The following is a 24,914-nucleotide window of genomic DNA, read 5'->3' on the forward strand; positions in this document are numbered from 1 at the left end:
CAGAGATCAAATTGACTAAATCGTTTTTTTGAACTAATGTGGCATATATATCACTTTTTAAATTTGGGACTTAATTAAGAATGAAAACGAGCGTACTTCAAAAAAATTTATTCGCACTTTCAGTAATGACTTTGTTGTCTTTTACCCCTCTTAATGCCACAAATGAAGAATTGGCCACTGAGGAAAATGTGGTCAGTGATCTCATGAATCGAGTGAGCGCTCTTGAAGATCAAAATCGAGAACTCATGGGATCGTTTGAAGAATCAAAACACGAAACTCAAGAATTAAAATCACGGCTCGATCGGGCCCTTTCTGATATGGAATTGCGCCTGAATGAACTCGAAGGTCATAAAAGTGGTGCGCCTCTCGGAATCACACCAACTCCCACTGAAGCCAAACTTGGCCAAGAAGAACTTCCCATTCCTTTAGGAGAAGGTGTCAAAAAAGATACGCCTGAAAATATAATGGGAACGTTAGGTGCCGCTGGAAGTGGCGCTGCTGCAGGCGCTGCAGGGATTACCACTATCGCTTCTTCTAAAAAAGAAGAAAAAGCGGAAGGAGGAGAAGCCGCTTACGAAAAAGCCCGAGAGCTTTTGGAAAAAGGGGACTATGAAGCTGCTGAAAAAGCATTTGCAAGTTTTGTGAAAGATCATCCCAAAGATGAACTTGCAGGGAAAGCCCAATATTGGTTGGGAGTGACACATTATGTTCGAGGAAGTTATGAGTCCGCCGCAGCTGCTTTTGCCAAAGGTTATAAAACTTATGGAAAATCTGAAAAAGCACCCGATATGCTTTTCAAATTGGCCAAATCTTTGGAAGCCATGGACCGAAAATCAGACGCGTGCAAAGCGCTTGCACAACTTCAATCAAGCCATCCTAAATCGCATAAATCAGAATCCACAAAGCTCATTAAAGCCCTTTCGTGCCCGAACTAACACCTTATACACTTGAAGAATTTGAGGCCTCCCTCAAATTCTTCTCGTTTCAGCAAATCAAAAAAGTAGCCGTGGCCTGCTCAGGGGGGGCTGATAGTTTGGCGCTCACGTTTTTTTTATCTGATGTGTGCCAAAAGCATCACAAGAAACTCATGGCTTTTCATGTCGATCATAGACTGAGAAAAAATTCCCAAAAAGAGGCTCAAAAAGTGGCGTCATGGCTTGAGGAAAGAAATATTTCCCACAAAATCCTTATTTGGGATCATGAAGGGATTGAATCTCGCATTCAAGAACAAGCCCGTAATGCCCGTTATCAACTTCTCGAAAAGGCCTGCGCAGATCAGGGAATTTCACATTTATTTTTGGCCCATCATCGCAAAGATCAAGAAGAAACATTTTGGATGCGCCTTTTAAAAGGCAGCGGTCCTGAAGGGCTTTCTGGAATGAAATCCAAAATTCGACGCGGGAATTTAACGCTTCTGCGCCCGCTTCTCAATGTGGGTCCAGAACGATTAAGATCTTATTTAAAGGATCTCAACCAGTCTTGGATTGAAGACCCTAGCAATGACAATGAAAAATACCTTCGCATTCGTATTCGCAAAGCCCTTCTGGAAGAGGGGCATTCTTTTGACATGCTCTTAAAAACCATGCAAAAACTTCGGGAGGATGCGGATTATTTTGAGGACCGAGTTGAAAACTGGATGACACAACATGTTTCTCAGCACGAAAGTAGCTCTATTTCTTTTGATTGCAATTTGATAAAAGATCTTCCTCCGGCATTGGGAAAACGAATTTTAGCGACGTGCCTTAAAAGGGTTTCTGATCGCATTTATCCCCCCGATTCAGAATCTCTTGAAAGATTATGGGCTGAACTTTACTCCCCCTCATTTAAAGCCACCACACTTGCGTCTTGCATTATTCGCTTTAAACAAGGGCAAGTAACCGTTGAGCGTGAGACGCGGAAATAAACTGTTTGTAACCCGCGCTCATGCCAGATAAAATCATAAAAGTTCTACAATCACTCAAAGTAAAAATACATTATTTCTCTGAGAAAGTTCTCAAGCCATGAAAAAAGATAAAAGCAAGACGCCTCCTCTCCCCACCAAAGCGGAAATTCTTGAGTTCATTTCTTCAAGTCCTCAGCTTGTAGGAAAACGAGAAATTTCTCGTGCGTTTCATTTGCGAGGGCAAGGCCGCTTGTGGTTGAAAGATATTTTGAAAGAACTGGCTCAAGATGGTCAAATTGAGCGTGGAGCCCGTCGCCATGTCCACGAAAAAGGAAAATTGCCATCAATTCTTTTGTGTGAAGCTACAGCAGAAGTCACTGAACATGGTGAAATTGTTTTGGTTCCCTTGGAAGATCAAAAAGCCCAAGGTCGCATTCTTCTAGAGGATAAACGCGCAACCTCTTTAAATCCCGGTGATCATGTTTTGGTTAAACTGAACTGGATCGCTTCAGAAAAATTTTACGCAGCCCGTCTGATCCGATCGATACCCCGTGCCACCCGCACGATTGTGGGACAGGTAGAAAAAACACCTCGCGGACTTTTCCTTATTCCCGCCGACCGACGGCGGCAAGATGTGAACTTTCCACTCCTTTCTGAAATCCCAGTGGAGCCCGGAGATTTGGTTTTGGCAAAACTCATGCGTCCCCATCGCTCTCATCTTCCAGCAGCTCACGTTCATCAAGTTTTGGGAAAACATAATGACCCCCATGCCATCAGCCTCATTGCACTTTATGAATTTAATATCCCTCATATTTTCTCATCAGAGGTTTTAAAAGAGGCTGAGACGGTCGCAAAATTTCCTCTCGAAGAACATCGTGTGGATTTGAGAGATTATCCACTTGTCACCATTGATGGAGAAGATGCTCGCGATTTTGATGATGCCGTTTGGGCTGAGCATACGGAAACTGGATGGCACATTTTGGTTGCCATTGCCGATGTTAGTTATTACGTCCGTCCCGGAAGCAAATTGGATCAAGAAGCCTATCTGCGGGGAAATTCGGTTTATTTTCCTGATCGCGTTGTGCCGATGTTACCCGAGGCTCTTTCTAACGAAATGTGCTCGTTGAAACCCGATGTTGATCGCGCGTGTCTTGCCGTGCATCTTTGGCTTGATTCAAAGGGGCGATTGAAAAAATATGAGTTTGTTCGCGGTCTTATGCGCTCACGGGCGCGTCTCACATACACTCAAGTTCAAGCCGCCTTTGACGGAAATCCCGATGAGGCCACGGCACATTTTTTAGAAGCCACCATTAAACCCCTTTATGGAGCTTATGCCCTATTGAAAGCTGCCCGCGAATATCGTGGCACTTTGGATTTCGAGATTCCCGAACAAAAAGTAATCATTGATGATTCAGGTCATATTTCTCATATCCTCCCACGGGAGCGTTATGAGAGCCACAAGCTAATTGAAGAATTTATGATCCTGGCCAATGTGGCAGCTGCTCAACAGCTTGAACAATTGCGCATGCCCAATCTTTACAGGATTCATGATGCACCAACGCCTGAGAAATTGGCCGCACTGAGAGAAACACTACAAGGCCTTGGGATTGCTTTTCCTAAAGGCCAAACAGTCACCCCCAAGACATTCCAAAATCTTTTGAATGCGGTTGTCGATAGTCCCCAAGCCAAAATGGTGAATGAGCTCACATTAAGAACTCAGGCCAAGGCTTTGTATCATCCCGAAAATATCGGCCACTTTGGATTGAGTCTTACGAAATATAGCCACTTTACCTCTCCCATCCGGCGGTATGCGGATTTGATCGTGCACCGATCACTTGTCAAAAGTTTAAAATTTGGCCCAGGAGGGCTTGAGGGACACGAAGATCTCTACGTCATTGGTGATCACATATCAACCACCGAACGGCAAGCCGCAGCAGCTGAACGTGCCTCTATTGAGCGCTATATTACTCTCTTTTTAAAAGAGCACTTAGGAAAAGTATTCCGCGGCCATATTACGGGCGTGGCCAATTTTGGGCTTTTTGTAAGCTTGGATGAAACAGGCGCCACAGGGCTGATTCCTATTCGCACATTACCTTCAGATTATTATCTTTATGAGGAACATCAGCATCGTCTCGTGGGGCGAAGCACACGATTCACATTTACCCTGGGAGATCCTTTAATGGTGACATTGAGTGAAGCCAATCCACTCACAAATACAGTCACTTTAGAACTTTACCAAGACAAATCTGCTTCATCATCCTCCAAAAAAGCAAAGGCGAAACAGCCTCTTAAGAAAAAACCGTCTCGCCCTCGAAAATCTTCCAGAAAAGTTACGAAAAATTAACTTTCTCCCCCCTATTTTAAGGGGGTGGGAGAAGGAGCCAACATCCAAAATGCCAGGGAGGCTTTTTCAGTAATGAAATGTGTTCGGTAGGTTTTTTATCAAAACCCACCTTCCCGCACCCATTTTGAACTTGGAGACGTTATGTCTAATCCTTCCGTTTTGATTGTTGAAGATAACGAAATGAACATGAAATTGTGCTGCGATTTACTCGAAGCCCACGACATTTCCTACATCACAACAGGAGAAGGCCAAAAAGCCTTAGAACTTGCGGAAAAAAAAGTCCCTACTGTTATTCTTTTAGACATTCAACTTCCTGACATTTCCGGGGAGGAAGTTCTCAACAGACTAAAAAGCGATCTTATTTTGAAACATATCCCCGTAATCGTCATTACAGCCTTTGCCTCTCCTCTTGATCAGGAGCGCTTCAAAACTTTGGGATGTGATGCCTACCTCCCAAAACCACTTACTATTGAAAGTTTTTTTGGGACATTATTGCCTTATCTGGGTGAATATCTCATCGAAAATCAGTCACAGGCCAAGGCATAAAATTCATCACCCCGGGCAAAAAAACACAAATAAAAAAGGAGGCCGAAACCTCCTTTTTTAGGATCGTAAAAAAACCTTAACGCTTCGAGAATTGGAAGCTACGACGGGCCTTTTTGTGACCATATTTCTTACGCTCAACGATACGACTATCACGCGTCAAGAATCCGGCTTTTTTAAGATCTGTTCGCAGTGTGGGCTCGTAATATGTTAAAGCCTTGCTGATGCCGTGCTTAACAGCGCCAGCTTGCCCGGAAAGACCTCCACCGATAACCGTGCACACAACATCATATTGTGTTTCGCGATTGGCAACTTGAAAAGGCTGGTTGATCATCATACGCAAAACGGGACGTGCAAAATAAACAACACTATCACGACCATTAACGGTCACTTTACCTTTACCTGGCTTAATCCAAACACGGGCAATGGCGTCTTTACGTTTTCCTGTCGCATATGAACGGCCTTGTGCGTCAATTTTTGGAGCAGGCAATTCACCAACTTGATTCCCAGCCACAACGGCTTCAGTCTTTGCAGACTTGTCTTCTGATTTTACGGCATTCTTTAAGTCCGCAAGGGATACTTTCTCTTGTGCCATAGTTATGCACTCCTTGTGTTTTTACGATTCATTGCAGCCACATCCAAAATTTCTGGATTTTGTGCTGCATGGGGATGCTCAGGTCCCGCATAAACCTTGAGATTGCACATTTGTTGACGTCCCAAAGGACCTCGCGTAATCATGCGCTCAACAGCTTTTGTGACCACACGCTCAGGATAGCGCCCCCCCAAAATATTTTCCATGGTGCGCTCTTTAATTCCACCAGGATGTCCTGTGTGCCAGTAGAATTTTTTGTCCTTGAGCTTGTTTCCTGTAAGCTGAATTTTATCAGCATTCACAATGATCACATAATCTCCACAGTCCATGTGAGGTGTGAAAGTGGGTTTATGTTTTCCACGTAGGTGGTTTGCAACGATGGTTGCAAGACGACCTAAAACCAAATCTTTTGCATCGATAAGAATCCATTTCTTGTCGATTTCATTGGCTTTCATTGAATAAGTTTTCATGATGAGCCCTTTTCTCCTTAATTGAACATGAGACTTTTATCTCATTACACGTCATTAAGTCAATCAAATTCATCTCTTGGAAAGAGGTAAAATAATACCATACTCTTATCTGAATCTTAACTATTTTTTGGTATAAATAAGCGTATCAATAAAAAGGGGGATGAACCATGAACGAAAAAGATCATCTTCATTTTGAAACACTTTCTATTCACGCTGGCGACGAACGTGGAATGGGTACGCCTTTGGCGATTCCCATTACCCAAACAGTTGCGTATCGTTTTAAAAGCATTGCAGATGCAGCAAACCTCTTTAGCCTTGAGGCAGAAGGGTCCATTTATTCACGACTCACAAATCCGACCGTTGAGATCCTTGAAAAGAGGATTGCAGCCCTTGAGGGCGGCATTGGAGCGGTAGCAGTTTCCTCAGGCCTTGCGGCAAATCTTTTGGCTCTTTTCCCGCTTATGGGGCCGGGGCTTGAATTTATTGCCTCCAATCGCCTTTATGGAGGCTCCATAGCGCAATTCCATGAGGCGTTTGAAAAATTTGGATGGCATTGCCATTTTGTGAATATTGACGATTTTGAAGGAATTAAAAACCTAATCACCGAGAAAACACGGGCAATTTTTTGCGAAAGCCAAGCCAATCCTTCAACACATATTGCGGACATCGAAATACTTGCAGAAATTGCGCACACCCATGACATTCCCTTAATTGTGGATAATACTATCCCCTCGCCCTATCTCATAAAACCTTTTTTATGGGGTGCTGATATTGTCGTACATTCAACCACAAAATTTATTAACGGTCATGGCACTTCTATGGGCGGTATAGTTGTGGATGGAGGGACATTTCCTTGGAAAGATCAACCTCATTTTCAAAGCCTTCATCAGCCTTCTGGCAGTTACCACGGACTTCAATTTATCGAAAAGTTTCCCAATGCAGCCTATATAACTTATGCTCGCAGTGTGGGGCTGCGGGATCTGGGATTTTGCCAATCGGCTTTTAATGCGTTCGATACATTAAAAGGAATTGATACCTTGTCGTTGCGCATGGAAAAGCATGTGAAAAATGGCCTCAAAATTGCAACCTTTTTGGAAAAGCATCCTCAGATTGAAAAAGTGCATTATGCGGGACTACCTGGAAGTCCCTATTTTAAAAGAGCTCAAAAATATTCGCCTCAAGGCATTAGCCCCGTTTTTTGTTTTGATCTTAAAGGCGGGTATGATGCGGGCGTCAAATTGGTTGAAAATTGCAAACTCTTTGCCCATGCCGCAACCATTGGAGAAGCCACAAGCCTCATTATCCACCCTGCTTCAACGACCCACAAACAACTGGAAGAGGGGCAACTCAAATCCGCAGGCATTTCGCCCAACACCATTCGACTTTCTGTAGGGATTGAGAATGTTGACGATTTAATTCAAGATTTAGAAAAGGCATTATAATTTAAATCTGTTTTTCAAATCGAGCCTTGATAAGGGGGGAAAGTTTTACTTTAAGAGTGATGCCCTCTTCGCCCTCCTCACGATTGAGGATAGCCCCGTTTTGATAAAGCCAAGCCAAAGTCGCGCCATCTTCATATTTTAAATGAATTTCAACTTCTTGCTCTTGATTCAAAAAGAAATCTTCAATTTTTTGAAGAAGATCGAGAATTCCCTCTCCGGTCAAAGCTGAGAGCACAACTTTTTGAGGGTATTCCGTGCGATGGGACGCATTTACAAGAGCCTTTTGGTCTTCAGGATCCAAAAGATCTGTCTTATTTAAAACTTCAATCAGGTGGGAGTTTTCGACATTTTTAAGCCCCAAATCACCTAAAATTTTCATGACATCACCTGCTTGCTGATCCGTATAGGGATGAGAAATATCGCGGACATGAAGGATGAGATCGGCTTCTAAAACTTCCTCCAAAGTAGCCCTGAAAGCCGCAATTAATGAGGTGGGAAGATCAGAAATAAATCCAACCGTATCAGATAAAATAATCTCGCGTCCCGAAGGTAAATCCACGCGGCGCATGGTCGGATCTAAGGTGGCAAAAAGCATGTCTTTGGCCAAAACCTCGGAGTGGGTCATGCGATTAAAGAGAGTGGATTTTCCGGCATTCGTGTATCCCACCAAAGCGACAATTGGATAAGGAACGCGATCACGCGCTTTTCTATGGAGTTTGCGAGTTCTGATCACCGATTCGAGTTCTTTTTTAATTTTCACAATACGGTCATCAATAATTCGGCGATCCAGCTCAATTTGAGATTCACCAGGGCCACCCATAAATCCAAAACCGCCCCTTTGGCGTTCAAGATGAGTCCAAGCCCGGACCAAACGGCTTCGCTGATGACTGAGTGCGGCAAGCTCTACTTGAAGGCGTCCTTCAGCTGTGCGGGCTCGTTCTCCAAAAATCTCGAGAATAAGTTCACTGCGATCAATCACTTTTACATTCCAAGCTTTTTCAAGATTACGTTGCTGTATAGGCGAAATGTGGGCGTCCATGAGGACGAGTGAAGCATTCAGATCTTTGATTTCACCTTTAAGATCATCGACTTGCCCTTCTCCTAAAAAAAGATTGGCGCGGATGGATTTCACATTGAGCATACGGGATCCCACTACAGTGAGATTAATTGCCTCTGCCAAACCCGTAGCTTCTTGAAGGCGCCCTTGAGCATGGTCTCGCGTTTCCGCGCGGGCGCCTTTGGTCACTTGAGGATGTACGATAAAAACAACCCCAGAAGATGTGCCTTCCGGGGTGCTCAGATTTTCATATGTCATAGATTATGACTCACGCGCTCATTCGCTGGCTTCGACCTTCTCTCCTTCGAAGAGTTGAATCGGGTTAATCGGCATGACTGTAGAAATAGCATGCTTATACACAAGTTGGATATGGGCTTCTCGACGTAACAAGACAGAAAAATTGTCAAACCAAGTGACAATTCCCTGCAACTTCACACCATTGACCAAAAACAAGGTCACTGGAGTTTTGTTTTTTCTGAGATAGTTTAAAAAAACGTCTTGGACGTTTTGGCTTTTTTCTGATGAGGACATTGGGTTACCCCTTTACTTTTTTGTTATAAGTGAAAAATGAACAGCGATAAACGACCCTCAATCTAGAAGATTATCTCGCCGTGCCCTATTTCGTTTATAAAGGAGGTTTCGTTAAAAAAACGTTAGCACCACCAATAAAAAATACAGCAAAAGTATACTTACATGTTTTCAATGAATTTTGCAAGCATTTTACAATCACCCAAATGCACAATATTATCTTCTCGGGACGCCTCATCGTGTCCGACCACAATGGGAATACAGCCTGTGGCCTTGGCACAGCGGACATCTACGATGGAGTCACCCACGAACCAAACTTCAGGACCGTGAAAAATACCTGTATTTTCAAGGGCGGCTTTGACGGGAAGAGGGGAAGGTTTATCTTCAGCCGTATCGCGGGCACCTACAACTTTTCCGAAGTGAGGATCCCATCCAATATGACTCACTTCGCGACGCAAGAGCGGGCCATTTTTATTGCTGACCACACCCATGTAAATCCCTTTGCTGAAAATCAGTTCTAAGAGATCATGGGCACCATCGTGGATATCCAGATTTTCGATGTGCGTTTCCAGGACGTGTTCGTAAAAATGTTTTTCCGCCTCTTGCCAATGATGACCGAACATCTCTGGAAAAGAATCCCGAAGCGAAAGATGTGGGGTCGCCCAAAAATCATCTATCGTCATGAGGGGTTTGTCCATGCGAGCAAGCGTTGAGTTGATTCCGTCAAAAGTCGTTTTCCACGTATCGACAAGGGTGTTATCCCAATCAAACAGAATGGCTTGCGGAAGTCTTGAGGGTAGTACAAATGACATGATTTCTTTTCCTTAAGCTCCCAGAGGGGCCTCAACAATTAAACAACTTTCAAGCGTTGCTTCTTTTAATACCTTAACCAAGACCTCTTTTTCAAGTCCAATGCAACCGGCAGTTGATTTTCCCGCAAGCGGCTTTAAATGAACGAAGATAGCGCTGCCTTTGTATGGCACCACAGGGTCATCATTATACCCCATAACAACGATAATATCATAAAGGCGATCTTCTCGCCATAAGTCCTCGTGCCTCCCGGAATAAGGCAATTTTACATAGCGATTGTAAAGTGGATCATTGACGTCATCGCACCAGCCATCCTCTTTTTCGAGGATATGCAAAGGAAGGTCTGTTTCAATTTCAGGAATGCGATCTTTACGATAAAAAACACATCTGAAAGGAAATGTGCCTACGGGCGTTGAGCCATCCCCTTCACTCTTATTTTTGGTGATGCCACCACAACCATGAACAATTGAAAAAGTAGCATTTCCCCAAATGGCCTGTGTACCTTTAACAATCAGATTTTTCATAAGCTTTTTTCACCTAAAAAATTTAATCGCATGTGATTTTCAAGAGTCTCTTTCGGCACTATATGACCCCCCTCATGTTCAATAAATTTAACAAGCAGTGGCGACCCTTTTGCAGTTTCTGAAAACAGTCGTGCGGACTCATAAACAACTTCTAATTTACCTGCAATCAAAGTCAATGAATTGGAGGGAGGCGTGGAGCTCACCAAGCCCCCTGCACCAATTGAAATGATGGGAAAAGGTAACTCTTTAAGTTGGGCAAGATAATTCAAGAAAAAGCCGCCATTAGAAAATCCTATAAATCCGCAGACCGGCTCACCTTGAAGGGCATTCACAATTTTGTCATAGGTTTCTAGAGCTTGTGCGTCTGTATAATGTGGCCAACAAATTTGATTTCTTGCCTTTTCACATCTGTCAAAGGGATGAATGGCTAGGAATTTGACGTTCAGACTTTTCCCAATCTCATTAAGGATGACTCTGTTCTGAATTTCTTGTTCCGACACGAGTTACGCAGTTTGCAGCAAAAGGGTGGGAATCTAAGCGAAAGACATGAGTTTTGTTATTTCTCTAGAGATATCATGCTTAATAACATCCCACTGCTGCTGATAAAAAGAGAAGCCTCCAGCAAGTCGTCTTTTAAATCTTTGAATCCAAGCCGAAATGGCAAGAAATATATGATTTCTTTGGGCTCGTCCCGTGCGAGACTGACAGCGTTCAAGACCGCATGTTTGCTTTAATTCCCGATGATAAACTTCGATTTTCCAACGCGATTTCATGACCAGTTCAATATGATCACGAGAGGGATTATCCCTATTGGTTCCGATATAATCCGTGCGACCGTTTTTGGCAACAAACCGGAAAACAGTAATCCATCCATATCCGCGTAAGTGAACTTTCAGTCCTTCATCTGGAATGTCCAGCTTTTCAAGAGTTTCTCCACGATTCACTTTCCTGTTTTTCTTCAACCCCATCACCCATGTCCAGCCTATGGATTCAATGGCCTTCAGATTATTCAAGCTCGAGTACCAAGCGTCTGCAACCACGTCATCCGGATTTATCCCTCTGTCTTGAGCCAGCTTTAACATTTCCCTGAAATGGTCATTCTTGCTTTTGCCATCGCTGGCTTTATCATAAATACGATAATCAACAGGAATAGAGTCATGACTCCTCAGGCCATGCCATACCAAATTGACAAGACCTATCCCCGCAATAACATCATGGGCATTCCCAGAATACTGATAATGCACAAGCTCTATCTTCTCGCTCCGATTTTTATCCAAAATTGTATCGTCACATACTAAAAAACAAGGTTCTTTCTTGTTAATAAGAGATTGAGTAAGATTCCACACTCCGCTCGGACGCAATGCACTAGAACTCAACCATCGATTGACGCTGTCATGCGACAATGGAATCGGTGACACCTCCGAAAGTGCCAACCCTGAATAGCGCACACTGCTGGCTTGTAAAAATGAACGATAAAGTGATTTTGTGCATTTGTGTCGAGACATCATTTCTTCTCATTTAATAAATATTCCCTCTCACCTTATCTCTTCTCTCTTCTCCTGCAAACTGCGTAACTCGTGTCCGAATCAAAACTCTCTGAAAGACCACAAAGATAAGCCCAAGTTTTTGGAGAGAATGTATCTCCTAATTCTTGTGTCATTCCAGGGTTACAAAATCCCTCTGATGTTATGAGAAAAACCATAATGATTAGATTTCTCAACATTTTTACTGAGGTCTAAGCTTAGTGATCATGAGATTTGCAGGAACTCGACCGCACCCATAACCAAAGCAAAAATCTAAAGGTGTTACACCTTGTGTGTTTTGATATTTCCGAGCCAAGCTCTTTTGATGATAGCTTTTAAATTCTTTGCCGTAAGGCGCCGTATAATTTCCAAAGAGTTGAATATCTTGGCCCCCAAGGTCTCTTAGAGGCACCCCTGTATCATCCTGAACCAAAAGAGAAAAGGATTTGAGGATTTTTTCTTTAAGGTCACCAAACTCTTTATTATGAAGAGCATAAGAGCTGGACTTGATTAAGCAGGCATCCGAAACATCCACTTGGTGTAAAAAGACAAACAATTCATTAGAGTCGGAAATGAGATTCCGTTTTAAATAATAAACAACTTTTTGCTGCCCCCTCCATTCAAAGGAAATTTTTAGCGTTTGAGGATCAATTATTTCATCCTTTACTATTTTTCCACCTGAAAGGAGGATCTCGAGCCCCAGTGCCGCCCGAACCCCGCTTTTAGCATTAAATGTTTGACCCATCGTAGATGTGACAAAAAAGCCTCTGCGCAAAAGCGAGTCCAGCTTGGCAGAAGTGGAATTTGCATTTTCTAAAGAAAGTGGAGCTCCAAGAGGCTCCAACCCGACTAAAACATAAATCTTTGCATCTGGAAAAAGGAGGAGAGGATGCAAAAGATCCGGTCCTCCAAAAGGATAGAAAACATTTTTCACTTGAGGCATATGCGATTTTTGAAAATTTTGAAGTTTGTTCCCAATAAATCTTGAGAATTTCTGGTAGCGATAATCGTTTTGAAAAGAATCGACATTGAGTTCTTTTTTTTCAGCCTCCGCGGCACATAGCGTTGTTGTGACAGATAAAGCCATTAAAAAATAACGCATTGACTAAATACCCTTGTTTGGAAAAGTTAATAATAATCCATAAATTTATGGATTTCAGAAAGTTTGGTAGGAAACACGAAAAGCGTCAAGTCGTTTATCAACTTGGCCTTTTGAGATTTTTATTTTATTTTTTTATAAAAATAGTTTACATTACTTTATTTTTGAATTAAAAAATCATGGAAAGCTCACCCAAACGACGAATTGACATAAAAACAGAAACTCTTGTGATTCTGTAAAGGGTCTTATAAGCTTGGAAAAAAAATTAATGAGGCTAGAGATGGCGAAAAAATTGATGAAAGTGTTTGTATTTTTACTCATCGGTACAAATTATCTTTATGCAGCGAATACGAAAAAAGAATCCGTAAAGCCGTTGCCAGAAATTGTCTTGGGCAAAGAGGGTGCTCCTGTGACGATGATTGAGTACACCTCCATGACCTGCCCCCATTGTGCAGATTTTCATTTGAAAGTTTTACCCGAGATTAAATCTCAATATGTCGATCAAGGTCAACTGAAGGTTATTCATCGCGATTACCCAGGAGATGGATTAAGTCTTAAGGCCACGCAACTTGCGTTTTGTGGGGGGCCTCAGCTTCACCCCAAAATGGTGAATGTGTTTTTCAGCACACAAGAACGTTGGATGTTTGCCAAGGATGCTGAGGCCGAACTCAAGAAAATTGCCTATGAAAATGGTATGACAAAGCATCAGGTAGAATCGTGTCTTCAAAACACGGAGCTTATGGATCAAATCATCCAATCCCGTCAAGAGGGTCAAAAATCCTATAATATTAAAGCAACACCGACACTTGTGATTAACGGAAAAATCATTCCGCAAGCTTTGACGATGGATCAGTTCAAAACCACCATCACACCCATGTTGGTTCACAAAGTTTCTGCGCATTAATAACAAAATTCAGGGATGCGATAAAAAAATCTAAAATTGATGCGTGAAGGTCTTGCAATCTTCCTCAAATCTTTTTATGGTGGCCTCACTTTATTGGGGCGTAGCCAAGTGGTAAGGCAGCGGGTTTTGGTCCCGCCATCCGAGGGTTCGAATCCTTCCGCCCCAGCCATAAATTTAATTTCTGACAAGGAAATTTCAACTTCATCGCATTCTCACTTTTAAAAAATTATTGTGACCGGCGACTATTTGCAATTGGACTCATTGCGTTTACCAATGGCATTCCGTTGATGATGACCTCCTCAACGCTTTCTATTTGGCTCAAAGAATATGGTTTGAGCTATACCGAAATTGGTCTTTTTGCTCTTCTCCATCTGCCCTATGGCATTAAATTTTTGTGGGCGCCTTTTCTTGATGCGTATTCCATTCCATGGTTGAGCCAAAAAATGGGACATCGACGCAGCTGGCTTTTGGCGGTGCAAACGGGAGTACTTTTGAGTCTTTTGATGATGAGCCAATTTTCTCCCGTAGAAGAACGTGAACTTTTTGTCATCTTTGGCGTCCTCAGTACATTTTTTGCAGCCAGCCAACACATCCTTCTTTTAGCTTATCAAATTGAAACTATGGAAGCGCGAACCTGGGGCACAGGCGAAGCTACAAGTGTCCTTGGATTTCGCCTTTCCCTAATGGCCACAGGTGCGGGCGCACTCTATCTTGCCAGCTACACCTCCTGGCAACACGTCTATGAAATATATGCTGCCCTTATCCTCTTAGGAATCGGAATTGTTTTTCTGATTCCTGAACCGATTTCCCCTCGGAAAACGGGAAAATCGACCTCGTTAATTCAAACGCTTTATGAGCCGTTTCAAGATTTCTTTTTTAATCATGGAGGCGTGTTTGTTCTTATTTTTATGATGCTCTTCCGACTTCCCGATAGTATTTTGGGAACTATGCCCAATTTATTTTATCTCTCTCTTGGGTTTTCCAAAATTGACATTGGAAATGCGTCTAAGATTTTTGGTCTCATTGTGACGATTCTTGGTGGATTTATAGGCGCAAGTCTGATTAATCGCATTGGATATCGAAAAACGTTATATTGGGGAGGCATCACCCATGGCCTTTCGTTGCTGATGTTTTTAGCCCTAAATCAGGCCGGCTATTCATTGTCCTGGCTCTATGCGACGGTGGCTTTAGAACATTTTACAAGTGGCTTGGGATTAACCGCTTTTTTCACTTACCAAATGATTTCGTGTAGACCATCATACGCGGCCTCTCAATTAGCACTGATGACGGCAACGGCGTCCATTTCTCAGACACTGATTTCCTCTTGGTCTGGATATCTTGTCGATCATTTGGGATGGAATTTATTTTTTCTTCTTGTGGTTTTTGCAATGATTCCAGGCACTTGTTGGATTCAAAAATTACCCAATATTGCTCAACCCCAAAACCTCATCAAAGAGGGAGCCTGAAGCCCCCTCGCTACTAACGTTTAAAGTTAATTATTTTTTAATGACAACATTTGGCTTTTGAACTGTGGAAATAATCCACGCTTCATCAGTTAAGGAACTGTCTTCAAAATATTTATAAGGCAAGTAGAAATAACCCTTATCTCCCCAGCTTGTACCCCATGAATTGGCACATTTAATAAGCTGTGTTTTATCATCATATCCAAGGGCCAAGACTGCATGTCCCCCCAAAAGAGACTCCTTCTTCACATCTGGTATAGGCACAACGCCTGTTTTAGCCACTTGATCCGACTCAAAACTGTCATAGACGGCAATACCCAATGAAATGAGATCCCCTGAAGAAATAGCCAGTTTCAGAGCATTCAGCCCTGTGACAGAAGGTATAATTGCATCATGAGTCATATAGTTTGGATCCAAGGCTTTATGGCTGTAGGCCTGCGTCCAGGCAGTTACCGGTGGTTTGATTGCAAACTTGGAAACATCATAGGGCCAAACGGTTTCATCAGGCGCACCTGTGGTGTGTATGAACTTAATGCCGTCTCCAATACTCGCCCCAGAATCCTCATTAACTGTCCCCTCTAACTGTCTTTCGCCATAATACACAAACAAACGCGAGGCCGGATGGACATTCACCTTAAGTGTAGGAAGGGCTGTTTTAGGATTGGCCTCACTCAGTTCTTTGAGCTGTCTTGCAAAAAGTGCGCCCACAAGAGAGTTGCCTGTGCAAGATCCTAATGGTCCTTGATCGAAAATGGTTGTGTATTGGCTTAAATCAAAGCTGGTGGGAATTTTTGGTGCGGTCATGTGCAAGAAATGAGAAGACTCTTCTTTTGAGGGTGAATGTTGTAAATGAAGTTTTGTATGGGACTCTTTCATAGAGGCAAGGAATTCTTTGGTCTCATCGCTTGTGGATTTATATCCTCTAAATTTATGAGCACTCTTATGATTATGGTTTACTTCTTCATGTAATTTTTTCCAATTTTGAACGGCAGAAAGAGAAAATGGGACACTCAAGCATGTTGTTACGGCTAATAAAATTCGAAAATTCTTAGTCATAGATGCCTCCATAAGTTTAAAAAACCGCACAGTGCGGCAAATTGAGGCTATGAAAGAAAAGTTAACAAAACATGAAAAAATGGTTAAGGCTTGAATATTTAAAAACTCTTCCGCCCTTGATTTTCTTTGCTTTCAAAAATTTAAAAAATTTATTGGTCCAGAGGAATAGGCCTGTGCTATTCTTTTCAGGGGTTAAGTCTTTATTTTTTAATCCCTAATGATCAAAGGCTCGCTTTGACGTATTTTCAGGAAAGGACTTCACAATGACGCGCAAACTATCATCTCTCTGGACTGTTACGCTTTTAATTATGTCACCTATGTTTTCAATTGCGGCTACCCAGTTGGATCAAGAGAGGGTCACATCCGCTTATGCCACATTTAAGAAAAATGTTCACGCTCAGTATGCGGTTATCGATGGTTATATTTTAGAAATTGAAAAAGATACGCTCAACATGGAGAACGTATTCGCTAAAGCAACCGTTGCACGGGAATTACCAAACATTAAAAATCAATTAACTCACTGGAAAAACAATCTTAATCTACAGCATAATTTCATGGTGAAAACAGATGTAGAAAACTATGTTGCAACTCAAATTAAGACATGGTCTGGACCTGGAAATCTTGCACAGCGTATTGTAAATAGCTGTTCTGATGATTCAGATTTTTCCCAAAGCGTCAGGACAAAGTCTTCAGCCATTGTGAATCTGTTAATACCGGAATTCAAGGGTGAGTTGTGGAAAATTGCCCAGCGCTTTTTGACGGACGCTGAAAAATAAAATATGAAAACCTTTGCGGATTCAGACTTGTGAAAGAATGGCATCCCGCGCAGCATTAGGCGTTAACTCAGTCACATCCAGCTGAAGGTAGGGATCATTTTTAATCCCAATCAAAGACCTTTGGTTGTGAGCGTGTTTGATGTCTTGAGTTTTCATGCGTTCTTTTCGCTCGGGATCAATAATCCGTTTTCTCGTTTCTCTGCGTACTCACCCAATAAACGCCACAGAACCCATATTAAATCTCTTTGGGTTGTATTTCCCGCCGCTTGCGGCGGGGTCCATTTATTCCCCCATCAAGCCGCTTGAGCATTCAATCCGCGCAAGAATCCTTGGGCATTTTCGATAAATTTCAGGTGAAGAATTGACCCTTCTACCGATACAATTTGACAAGAAATTGAAGACCCTCGGGCCAAGATGGAAACCGTGCCTCCCACAACCCCTCCATGTGCTCCGGCCTCAAGAGAAACCCCAGCGCCACCCTCGGAGATATCAATAATTGTTCCTGAAAGGTTTTCTGAACCGACCTTTGCGGTGGCTTTTATATTTAAAGATTTGCGAGGAGATTCACGTCTCTCGCCGGCTTGTGAGTTTCTCAGAAGTTTTGTAAGCCGCTCCTTCAATTCTTCCATTTCTGTGATCAAACCGCTTGAAAGCTGTTCAACACTGTTGGCAAGTCGTCCTGTTTCTGAAGATTCTGATGAGACCCCCTCCATGTTACTTGAAACTTCAATGGTATTGCTCGCAGCTTCTTGCGCATTGCGACTGATTTCAGCCGTGGCGGCTGATTGCTCTTCGACAGCTGCGGCAATGGTTGTTGAAATCGAGCTGATTTCTGTGATGGTCCCATTAATACGCTCAATAGCCGAAACGGCTTCCCGCGTGGCATTTTGGATATTGCGCGCTTGTTGGGCCACGTCATCCGTAGCGCTTGCGGTTTGGGAAGCCAAGTTTTTCACTTCATTGGCCACAACCGCAAACCCACGTCCCGCTTCCCCGGCGCGTGCCGCTTCAATAGTGGCGTTCAAGGCCAAGAGATTGGTTTGGCGAGCAATAGTATTGATAAGATCCACAACTTCGCTGATTTTTTCAGCGGCGTGACTGAGGCTATTAATTGTAACGCCTGCATTTTCAGCGTCATTTACTGCATTTTTAGCCACTAGTGAGGCTTGCCCCATTTGAGATCCAATTTCTTGAGAAGACGCCGCAAGTTCTTCTGTAGCAGAGGCCACAGTTTGAACATTTTGTGTGGTGCCTTCAGCTGCTTGCGTGACCACATTCGTGCGACTTGAAACTTTTTCCGCGGAGACAGACATGGATTTGGCAATACTATTGAGCTCAATAGCACGTTTTGTTACGCCCAAAACAGAGGTTTGGATTTCAGTATCAAGGGCATTTGCCAACTGAAGCATTTCTTTTTGAAGTTGAGCATCTTGTCCTTTTCTGAGGAAAACAGAAATTGCTACCTCCATATCCAGAAGAATAGCTTTTTGAGTTGCAGAAAGAATCCCTGCCAATTTTTTTTGATCTTTTTTATAAAATTCGATCGCAATGTCATTTATTTTTGTTAAAATAAAAACATATCCTCCAATATACCAAACGGGTGTGAGCCCAATTTTGTCATGGGCTGTACCAATGCGCTGGCCTTCATCAAAAAACTTATCATCAAATTTTCCGTCAAATAGAGTGCGCCAATGGCTATGTTGCGCTTTTTTAAGACGATCCACGTTTGAAGGGTTTCCAATAATGTCTTTTGTTGTAGGCCAGGACAACATATGGTCGTAAAATGCAGACAAAATACCTTGGAGTTTAGGCTCCAAAACCTTCCAAAACTCTTGTAAATTACGAGAATCTTCCTGAGTAATCAAAAAGAAGTTGATACGATCTCTATAGCTCACGCCGTTAATTTCAGACATTTTTAGCACCCTTTGTTTTTAATTTTTCTGGGATCACTTCAACAGAAATTCATTAAAAAAGAATTAATAGGGATAGGAGAAAAAAATTGAAATCAACATAACCGCCCCAATAAGGGCCATCACCGCATAGACAATTGTTCGGAAAGAGGTGGATTTATTGTCATTTACAGGAATGCTGCGAGATAAAATCTTTGAGATTTTTTGATCCCGTGCATCCTGTTTTTTAGGCGGCGTTGGCATTTTCTTTTTTGCAGCCATAATGAGCTATCTTTTATTCAAAGGGACAAAGTCGCGGGGGCCATATCCTGTGTAAAGCTGGCGAGGACGCCCGATTTTCATTTGGGGGTCCTCAATCATTTCTTTCCATTGAGCGATCCAGCCAACGGTTCTTGCGAGCGCAAAAAGAACGGTAAACATTGAAGAAGGAATACCCATGGCTTGGAAAATAATTCCGGAATAAAAATCCACATTGGGATAAAGTTTTTTCTCAACAAAATAGGGATCTTCAAGTGCGATTTTCTCAAGTTCTTTAGCCAAATCTAAAAGCGGTTCATTTTTGTGGCCCAGTTCATTTAAAACTTCATGGCACGCTTTTCGCAAAACTTGGGCACGAGGATCGTAATTTTTGTAAACGCGATGACCAAATCCCATCAAGCGGAAAGGATCATTTTTATCTTTTGCTTTTTTGATGTATTCTGGAATCCGATCTTTGTGACCAATTTCACGCAACATATTTAAAACTGCTTCATTGGCTCCCCCATGAGCAGGCCCCCAAAGACAAGCAATTCCAGCGGCAATACACGCGAAAGGATTAGCGCCACTCGAGCCTGCGAGTCTAACTGTAGAGGTGGACGCGTTTTGCTCGTGATCAGCATGAAGAATTAAAATTTTATCTAAGGCACTTGCGGTCACAGGATTCACTTTATATTTCTCACAAGGCAGCGAGAACATCATATGCAAAAAGTTTTCCGCATACCCAAGTGCATTGTCAGGATAAACAAAAGGCTGACCCACGGAATATTTATAAGCCATTGCGGCAATAGTGGGCATTTTGGCAATAAGCCTGTGGGAGGCAATTTCCCGTTGGCGGGGATCATGAATATCTAAGCTGTCATGGTAGAATGCAGAAAGTGCACCTACAACACCCACCATCGTGGCCATGGGATGAGCATCGCGTCGGAAGCCTGAATAGAAATTTCGGATTTGCTCATGGACCATACTGTGCTGAATAATATTATCATAAAAGCTTTTGTAGTTTTCTTGTGTGGGGAGTTCGCCTTCAAGCAAAAGATAGCACACTTCCAAAAAATTACTTTGCTCTGCAAGTTGTTCGATGGGATATCCACGGTGTAAAAGAACGCCTTTATCGCCATCGATAAAAGTGATTTTCGATTCACAACTGGCCGTTGAAGTGAAGGCCGGATCATACGTGAAACTGCCCGTTGATCCATAAAGAGATCGAATGTCAATAACAGAAGGACCTAGTGTTCCATCCAAAATGGGAAACTGTGCAATTTCGCCCGTGGGCATAATGAGTTTGCTATCGTCTTTGTTTCCTTGAGTCATTGCGTTCACCGAACTTGTCATGAGAATTCTCCCTATTTTTTTATCAGATGGTACTGATGAAGTAGTTAAGAATCAATTTAAAAAGAGTTTATACCTTTAAAATGTGAAATTTTCATAAATTATAGGAAAATTTAACAAATTGTTAAAATTTCGAAGATAAATTGCTGCGTAAAAATTTATTTTAAATGGAGATTTTATACTCCTTTAACTTGAAGATGCCTTATTAAGGATCTGAAAGTTATCATTAATGCGGTCAACCATAGAGCTGGCGATTTGAGGCCACGTAGCAAAGAATGCGTCAAGGGCTTGCCTAAATTCAGCGGCACTTTTAAAGACACGATTGTTGCATACGTACTCGTTCATCACTTTCCATAACCTCTCAATCGGATTCAAATTGGGGCTGTAAGGAGGGAGCTAATGCAGGACAATTTCATAGTCCTCGGCAGTCTGCTTTGTTTCTTTGCTGATAGTATAAGGGAATTTTTGGGGCCTTGGGATATTTCTTTCGCAAGGCGGCAAAATGCTTTTCCATGGCCTTGCTATCAATGGTTTCATGGGCTGCAATGGTAACATTCCTGGTTTCTAAATTGAACGGCGTCCGCTTTGAAAGGAGTTTCCTTTGGTTTTTTGAAAGAAAAATTGTTGCGGATGAGCCACTTGTTCATTCCTGAAACAGTAAAATGGACGCCAAAAGTGTAATCCACATAGGCGCAAATAAGCTCAGCTTTGAGGTGGATTTTGTCCTCAAAATGGCTGATTAGCTGAAAAGTTTGATGGGAAGTGAGATGGCTTTCAGAGCCGCCATTTTCAGGTTTCAGTTTCCTGCTATTCTTGTAATCGTTAAGATGATCTTGAACAGTTTCATAGCGAATTCGCAAAGCTTGAGCGATTTGCATTTGAGTCCAACCTTCTGCATTTAACATCACGGCTTTGATGCAATCTGCCACGCGACGCTCTCTCTCTTTACTGCGCTGAAATTCTAGTTCTTGTTTTTCTTTAATTGTCAGTTCAATTTTCATGCCTTGTTTATACATAAATTTTATTGAATTACAACGGTTGTTTCGTTCATTCCTCTGATTAACAAGGCTTCTTCATTGCCGAGCGGTATATAGCAAAGGCGAGATAATTTTATTATAATACAGGATGACTTTAAAATGTCAGAGTTTTATAGTCCTTCCCCTATAAATAGATAGATTTTTAGGAAAAGTTTAGGTATAAGGAGCGTATGGCAAAAGCATATTCGGAAGAGCTGCGAAAAAAGGTCATCTCCTCCATTACGAGCGGCGGCCGTAAGCGGGAGGCTGCAAAGGTTTTTAACGTTGGAGAAGCCACGATCTATCGATGGATATGTCTTCATAAACAAGGGGATATTAAACCGAAAAAACGCACTTCTTATCCGCGTAAAGTCGATGAGCAAAAACTCAGAGACTACGTCGCTCAAAATCCGGATCATACGCTCAAACAAATCGCCGAAGCTTTGGGGTTGAGATTCCAAAACGTGAGTAAATGGCTTAAACGTTTAAACATTACACGAAAAAAAGACGACGCTTTACAAAGAACGTAACGAAGACAAGCGGGCCGAATTTATAAAACAGCTTGAGAAAATAGATCCTGAAACAATCGTGTGGATTGATGAAGCTGGGATTGATAATCGCCTTTATCGAGAGCATGCCTGGGCGCCGCGCGGACAAAAGGTTGACGCGGAGATCCCGGGCCAAAAAAGAGAGCGTGTCAGTATCATTGGCGGTCTCATGAAGGGTGCGTTCGTGGCGCCTTTCACCTTTCAAGGTGGATGTCATGCAGATCTTTTTAATGCTTGGCTTGAGGAGGTTTTATTGCCGAATTTATCAAAAAATACCACCCTGATTATGGACAATGCCGCCTTTCACAAATCGCCAAAAACGAAAGATTTGATTGAGAAATTTGGCTGCCATCTCCTCTTTCTCCCAACTGACTCTCCTGACCTCAATCCTATCGAGCATTGGTGGCACAAAATCAAATCCATCCTCCGTCCCCTCGTCCAGCAAAACCCAGAAAACCTTCATCAACTCCTTGATAAACTCCTCAGCCAATGTCTATCCATATAATGGAGAAGTACTATAGCTTGTCATATCTCATGCCGAGCCTTCTGTTTTCTTTGATTTTTCCAAAAAACATCTCGATGCGGCTGCGAAGCTTGTAGATCTTTTTGTCGCAATCAATTGGAATTTTGCGATTTTTTCGTCCCGGAATCACGGGGATATTATTGTTCGACATGAGGTCTCGACGATAACGATCTGAATCGTAACCCGCATCTCCCAGCGCGTAACAGCCGACAATGTCTTCAAAAAGTCCGCTCGCAACCGTGACATCGTGAACGTTTCCGCCGGTTAATTGACCCTCGACAAAGTGCCCTTCGGCCGTCATGACCCAGTGGAGTTTGGTGGTGATCCCTGCGCGGCTTCTTCCCCGACTGCAGACGATTCTGTCGCATCTGTTGTGTGAGTACGCACCTCTGAAAAACTTTCTTAACTTTTCAATTCCACTCTATACGTTTTTTGAAGATTATATTATGGTGTGCTCAATTTAAATAAACGTCCACGGGAGGGAATGCACGGCATGGCCGCACAAACTCTAGATAAACCAGTATCTCACGATGAAAAGGCGCATGCTGCGTCACGGAGAGATTTTTTGATTTTAACGGCAGGGGCTGTGGGGGCCGTAGGCACAGCTGCAATCGCCTGGCCTTTCATTGATAGCATGAATCCGTCTGCTGAAGTTTTGGCGCAATCCACAACAGATGTGGACTTGTCCGCGATTCAAGTAGGTCAAGCGATTACCGTCATGTGGCAAGGAAAGCCCGTTTTTATTCGCCACCGCACATCCGAGGAAATTAAAGCTGCAGAAGAAATTCCCATGTCAGAACTCATGGATCCCGAATCAGATGAGGCGCGAGTTAAAAAGGGCAAGGCGGAATTGCTTGTAGTTGTGGGCGTTTGTACCCATCTCGGTTGCGTGCCCAATGGACAAGCGCCTACGCAAGATCGGGGGAAATATGGTGGGTGGCTCTGCCCTTGCCATGGATCTCTTTATGATACTTCTGGGCGCGTGCGTCGTGGCCCTGCGCCCCTAAATCTTTTGGTCCCCCCTTATATGTTTTTAACCGATAAAAGCATCCGAATTGGTGCCGAGGAGAAAACCAATGGATAAATGTTCCTCCGTCGTAAAATGGATTGACCATCGTCTTCCTATCTTCACTTTCATGAATCATGAACTGCAAGAATACCCCACCCCGAAGAATTTGAACTATTGGTGGAACTTTGGATCGTTGGCAGGAATTACTCTTGTTGTGATGATTATGACCGGCATTTTCTTGGCCATGCACTATGATCCCAATAGTTTAACGGCATTTGATAGCGTTGAGAGCATTATGCGCAACGTAAATTACGGATGGCTCTTGCGTTATATTCATATGAATGGCGCAACTATGTTTTTTATCGTCGTTTATATTCATATGTTCCGCGGTCTTTATTATGGATCCTATAAATCACCGCGAGAGCTTTTGTGGATGCTTGGCGTTGTGATCCTGATTTTAATGATGGCTACAGCCTTCATGGGATATGTGCTTCCTTGGGGTCAAATGAGTTTTTGGGGTGCGACTGTGATCACAAATCTTTTCTCTGCCCTTCCTTTTGGAGATTCGATTGTACAATGGCTTTGGGGTGGTTTTTCTGTAGACAACCCGACATTAAATAGATTTTTTGTACTTCATTATCTTTTGCCTTTTCTAATTATTGGCGTTGTAGCCCTTCATTTAGTGGCCCTTCATCAGCATGGATCCAACAATCCTCTAGGAATTGACCGAAAAGAACCCCGTGATAGTATTCCTTTCCATCCTTACTATACGGTCAAGGATCTTTTTGGACTGGGTGTTTTTCTTTTGTTCTGGGCCTACCTCGTCTTTTATGCACCCAATTTCTTTGGGGAGCCGGATAATTATATTGTGGCAAATCCGTTGGTGACACCACCTCACATTGTTCCTGAATGGTACTTCTTGCCCTTTTACGCTATTTTACGATCCATTCCCAATAAGCTCATTGGTGTGATTGCGATGTTTGGTGCAATTCTGGTGCTCTTCTTTTTGCCTTGGCTGGATTCCTCAAAAGTAAGAAGCGCGAGATTTCGTCCTATTTATAAGTGGTGCTTCTGGGCGTTTGTGATTGATTGCTTTGTCTTGGGCTGTGTTGGGGCTCATGCACCAGATTATGTCTATGAGAGTTTGGGCGGTATGGGGAATCAGACTTTAGGACAAATCACCACTCTGATTTATTTTGGATTCTTCCTCGTGCTTTTGCCGATTTTGGGGCGCATTGAAAAGCCATTGCCCTTACCCAATAGTTTGAGTGAGGCCGTCCTAAAGACAAATCAAAAGGGGAAATAAGA

Annotated in this window: 27 protein-coding genes, 1 tRNA gene and 1 pseudogene; 13 read left to right on the top strand and 16 right to left on the bottom strand. The window is 42.7% G+C overall.

Annotation, left to right across the window (positions count from 1 at the left end):
- Positions 1-125 precede the first annotated feature (125 nt).
- The 4 genes from ybgF to Bealeia2_RS01210 all read left to right on the top strand — a co-directional run bounded on the left by ybgF (position 126) and on the right by Bealeia2_RS01210 (position 4,772).
- A complete protein-coding gene (gene ybgF / locus Bealeia2_RS01195) occupies positions 126-935 on the top strand; it encodes a tol-pal system protein YbgF (protein WP_331255345.1) in 810 nt (269 codons plus the stop codon).
- Positions 923-1,903: a tRNA lysidine(34) synthetase TilS gene (gene tilS, locus Bealeia2_RS01200; RefSeq protein ID WP_331255346.1), complete on the top strand. Its 981-nt coding sequence runs from the start codon at positions 923-925 to the stop codon at positions 1,901-1,903. Before ybgF ends, tilS begins: the two co-directional genes overlap by 13 nt.
- Before the next feature lie 97 nt (positions 1,904-2,000).
- On the top strand, positions 2,001-4,226 hold the full coding sequence (rnr, locus tag Bealeia2_RS01205) for a ribonuclease R (protein ID WP_331255347.1): 2,226 nt from the start codon (positions 2,001-2,003) through the stop codon (positions 4,224-4,226).
- 141 nt (positions 4,227-4,367) lie between these two features.
- The gene (locus Bealeia2_RS01210; RefSeq protein WP_331255348.1) at positions 4,368-4,772 is read left to right on the top strand and encodes a response regulator; all 405 of its coding nucleotides are present in this window, start codon (positions 4,368-4,370) and stop codon (positions 4,770-4,772) included.
- A 76-nt stretch (positions 4,773-4,848) separates the two neighbouring features.
- Here the strand turns inward: Bealeia2_RS01210 and rpsI are convergent, their stop codons facing one another.
- Both rpsI and rplM read right to left on the bottom strand, forming a co-directional pair.
- On the bottom strand, positions 4,849-5,364 hold the full coding sequence (gene rpsI, locus Bealeia2_RS01215; RefSeq protein WP_414437821.1) for a 30S ribosomal protein S9: 516 nt from the start codon (positions 5,362-5,364) through the stop codon (positions 4,849-4,851).
- Positions 5,365-5,366: 2 nt separating this feature from the next.
- On the bottom strand, positions 5,367-5,831 hold the full coding sequence (gene rplM / locus Bealeia2_RS01220) for a 50S ribosomal protein L13 (protein ID WP_331255349.1): 465 nt from the start codon (positions 5,829-5,831) through the stop codon (positions 5,367-5,369).
- Positions 5,832-5,998: 167 nt separating this feature from the next.
- On the opposite strand from rplM, the gene Bealeia2_RS01225 reads away from it, so the two are divergent.
- Positions 5,999-7,273, top strand: coding sequence for an O-acetylhomoserine aminocarboxypropyltransferase/cysteine synthase family protein (locus tag Bealeia2_RS01225; protein ID WP_331255350.1), 1,275 nt, complete (start codon positions 5,999-6,001; stop codon positions 7,271-7,273).
- A gap of 1 nt (position 7,274) precedes the next feature.
- Here Bealeia2_RS01225 and hflX read toward each other — a convergent pair whose 3' ends face one another.
- The 7 genes from hflX to Bealeia2_RS01260 form a co-directional block, all read right to left on the bottom strand.
- Entirely contained in the window at positions 7,275-8,588 is a 1,314-nt protein-coding gene (gene hflX, locus Bealeia2_RS01230) for a GTPase HflX (RefSeq protein WP_331255351.1), read from the bottom strand.
- An 18-nt stretch (positions 8,589-8,606) separates the two neighbouring features.
- Complete coding sequence (hfq, locus tag Bealeia2_RS01235; protein WP_331255352.1) at positions 8,607-8,861, bottom strand: RNA chaperone Hfq; 255 nt, start codon at positions 8,859-8,861, stop codon at positions 8,607-8,609.
- Between the two features lie 158 nt (positions 8,862-9,019).
- Positions 9,020-9,670: an HAD family hydrolase gene (locus Bealeia2_RS01240; RefSeq protein ID WP_331255353.1), complete on the bottom strand. Its 651-nt coding sequence runs from the start codon at positions 9,668-9,670 to the stop codon at positions 9,020-9,022.
- Positions 9,671-9,682: 12 nt separating this feature from the next.
- The gene (locus Bealeia2_RS01245; protein WP_331255354.1) at positions 9,683-10,192 is read right to left on the bottom strand and encodes a L,D-transpeptidase family protein; all 510 of its coding nucleotides are present in this window, start codon (positions 10,190-10,192) and stop codon (positions 9,683-9,685) included.
- Entirely contained in the window at positions 10,189-10,692 is a 504-nt protein-coding gene (locus Bealeia2_RS01250; RefSeq protein WP_331255355.1) for a hypothetical protein, read from the bottom strand. The genes Bealeia2_RS01245 and Bealeia2_RS01250 overlap by 4 nt, the downstream gene beginning before the upstream one ends.
- A 33-nt stretch (positions 10,693-10,725) precedes the next feature.
- On the bottom strand, positions 10,726-11,697 hold the full coding sequence (locus tag Bealeia2_RS01255; RefSeq protein WP_422388038.1) for an IS701 family transposase: 972 nt from the start codon (positions 11,695-11,697) through the stop codon (positions 10,726-10,728).
- 220 nt (positions 11,698-11,917) lie between these two features.
- Complete coding sequence (locus Bealeia2_RS01260) at positions 11,918-12,817, bottom strand: hypothetical protein (protein WP_331255356.1); 900 nt, start codon at positions 12,815-12,817, stop codon at positions 11,918-11,920.
- A 277-nt stretch (positions 12,818-13,094) separates the two neighbouring features.
- Here Bealeia2_RS01260 and Bealeia2_RS01265 point away from each other — a divergent pair, with 277 nt between their 5' ends.
- The 3 genes from Bealeia2_RS01265 (at position 13,095) to Bealeia2_RS01275 (ending at position 15,184) form a co-directional block, all read left to right on the top strand.
- Positions 13,095-13,718 carry a DsbA family protein gene (locus Bealeia2_RS01265; protein ID WP_331255357.1) on the top strand — a complete coding sequence of 208 codons (624 nt, stop codon included), beginning with the start codon at positions 13,095-13,097 and terminating at the stop codon, positions 13,716-13,718.
- A gap of 94 nt (positions 13,719-13,812) precedes the next feature.
- Positions 13,813-13,887, top strand: a tRNA-Gln gene (locus Bealeia2_RS01270).
- 34 nt (positions 13,888-13,921) lie between these two features.
- Entirely contained in the window at positions 13,922-15,184 is a 1,263-nt protein-coding gene (locus Bealeia2_RS01275; RefSeq protein WP_414437835.1) for an AmpG family muropeptide MFS transporter, read from the top strand.
- A gap of 30 nt (positions 15,185-15,214) precedes the next feature.
- Here Bealeia2_RS01275 and Bealeia2_RS01280 read toward each other — a convergent pair whose 3' ends face one another.
- Positions 15,215-16,237 carry a C1 family peptidase gene (locus tag Bealeia2_RS01280; RefSeq protein WP_331255358.1) on the bottom strand — a complete coding sequence of 341 codons (1,023 nt, stop codon included), beginning with the start codon at positions 16,235-16,237 and terminating at the stop codon, positions 15,215-15,217.
- Between the two features lie 263 nt (positions 16,238-16,500).
- Here Bealeia2_RS01280 and Bealeia2_RS01285 point away from each other — a divergent pair, with 263 nt between their 5' ends.
- A complete protein-coding gene (locus Bealeia2_RS01285) occupies positions 16,501-17,013 on the top strand; it encodes a hypothetical protein (RefSeq protein ID WP_331255359.1) in 513 nt (170 codons plus the stop codon).
- 21 nt (positions 17,014-17,034) lie between these two features.
- Here Bealeia2_RS01285 and Bealeia2_RS01290 read toward each other — a convergent pair whose 3' ends face one another.
- The 5 genes and pseudogenes from Bealeia2_RS01290 to Bealeia2_RS10485 all read right to left on the bottom strand — a co-directional run bounded on the left by Bealeia2_RS01290 (position 17,035) and on the right by Bealeia2_RS10485 (position 21,511).
- Positions 17,035-17,169: a hypothetical protein gene (locus tag Bealeia2_RS01290; RefSeq protein ID WP_331255360.1), complete on the bottom strand. Its 135-nt coding sequence runs from the start codon at positions 17,167-17,169 to the stop codon at positions 17,035-17,037.
- 137 nt (positions 17,170-17,306) lie between these two features.
- On the bottom strand, positions 17,307-18,926 hold the full coding sequence (locus Bealeia2_RS01295; RefSeq protein ID WP_331255361.1) for a protoglobin domain-containing protein: 1,620 nt from the start codon (positions 18,924-18,926) through the stop codon (positions 17,307-17,309).
- Positions 18,927-18,989: 63 nt separating this feature from the next.
- Positions 18,990-19,184: a hypothetical protein gene (locus tag Bealeia2_RS01300; RefSeq protein ID WP_331255362.1), complete on the bottom strand. Its 195-nt coding sequence runs from the start codon at positions 19,182-19,184 to the stop codon at positions 18,990-18,992.
- 6 nt (positions 19,185-19,190) lie between these two features.
- Entirely contained in the window at positions 19,191-20,456 is a 1,266-nt protein-coding gene (gene gltA / locus Bealeia2_RS01305) for a citrate synthase (RefSeq protein ID WP_414437836.1), read from the bottom strand.
- Positions 20,457-20,696: 240 nt separating this feature from the next.
- Positions 20,697-21,511 (bottom strand): annotated as a pseudogene (locus Bealeia2_RS10485) (transposase).
- A gap of 206 nt (positions 21,512-21,717) precedes the next feature.
- Between Bealeia2_RS10485 and Bealeia2_RS01320 the strand changes: the two are divergent.
- Together Bealeia2_RS01320 and Bealeia2_RS01325 are read left to right on the top strand one after the other, a co-directional pair.
- Entirely contained in the window at positions 21,718-22,056 is a 339-nt protein-coding gene (locus Bealeia2_RS01320) for an IS630 transposase-related protein (protein WP_331255365.1), read from the top strand.
- A 22-nt stretch (positions 22,057-22,078) separates the two neighbouring features.
- Positions 22,079-22,579: an IS630 family transposase gene (locus Bealeia2_RS01325; protein ID WP_331255955.1), complete on the top strand. Its 501-nt coding sequence runs from the start codon at positions 22,079-22,081 to the stop codon at positions 22,577-22,579.
- Between the two features lie 10 nt (positions 22,580-22,589).
- On the opposite strand, the gene Bealeia2_RS01330 is transcribed toward Bealeia2_RS01325, so the two are convergent.
- Positions 22,590-23,012 carry a transposase gene (locus Bealeia2_RS01330; RefSeq protein ID WP_331255956.1) on the bottom strand — a complete coding sequence of 141 codons (423 nt, stop codon included), beginning with the start codon at positions 23,010-23,012 and terminating at the stop codon, positions 22,590-22,592.
- A 78-nt stretch (positions 23,013-23,090) separates the two neighbouring features.
- On the opposite strand from Bealeia2_RS01330, the gene petA reads away from it, so the two are divergent.
- Positions 23,091-23,681 carry a ubiquinol-cytochrome c reductase iron-sulfur subunit gene (gene petA / locus Bealeia2_RS01335; protein ID WP_414437837.1) on the top strand — a complete coding sequence of 197 codons (591 nt, stop codon included), beginning with the start codon at positions 23,091-23,093 and terminating at the stop codon, positions 23,679-23,681.
- A complete protein-coding gene (locus Bealeia2_RS01340) occupies positions 23,674-24,912 on the top strand; it encodes a cytochrome b (protein ID WP_331255367.1) in 1,239 nt (412 codons plus the stop codon). Before petA ends, Bealeia2_RS01340 begins: the two co-directional genes overlap by 8 nt.
- Positions 24,913-24,914 lie beyond the last annotated feature (2 nt).

The sequence above is a fragment of the Candidatus Bealeia paramacronuclearis genome (assembly GCF_035607555.1).
In the GTDB taxonomy this organism is placed as follows: Bacteria; Pseudomonadota; Alphaproteobacteria; order UBA9655; family UBA9655; genus Bealeia; species Bealeia paramacronuclearis.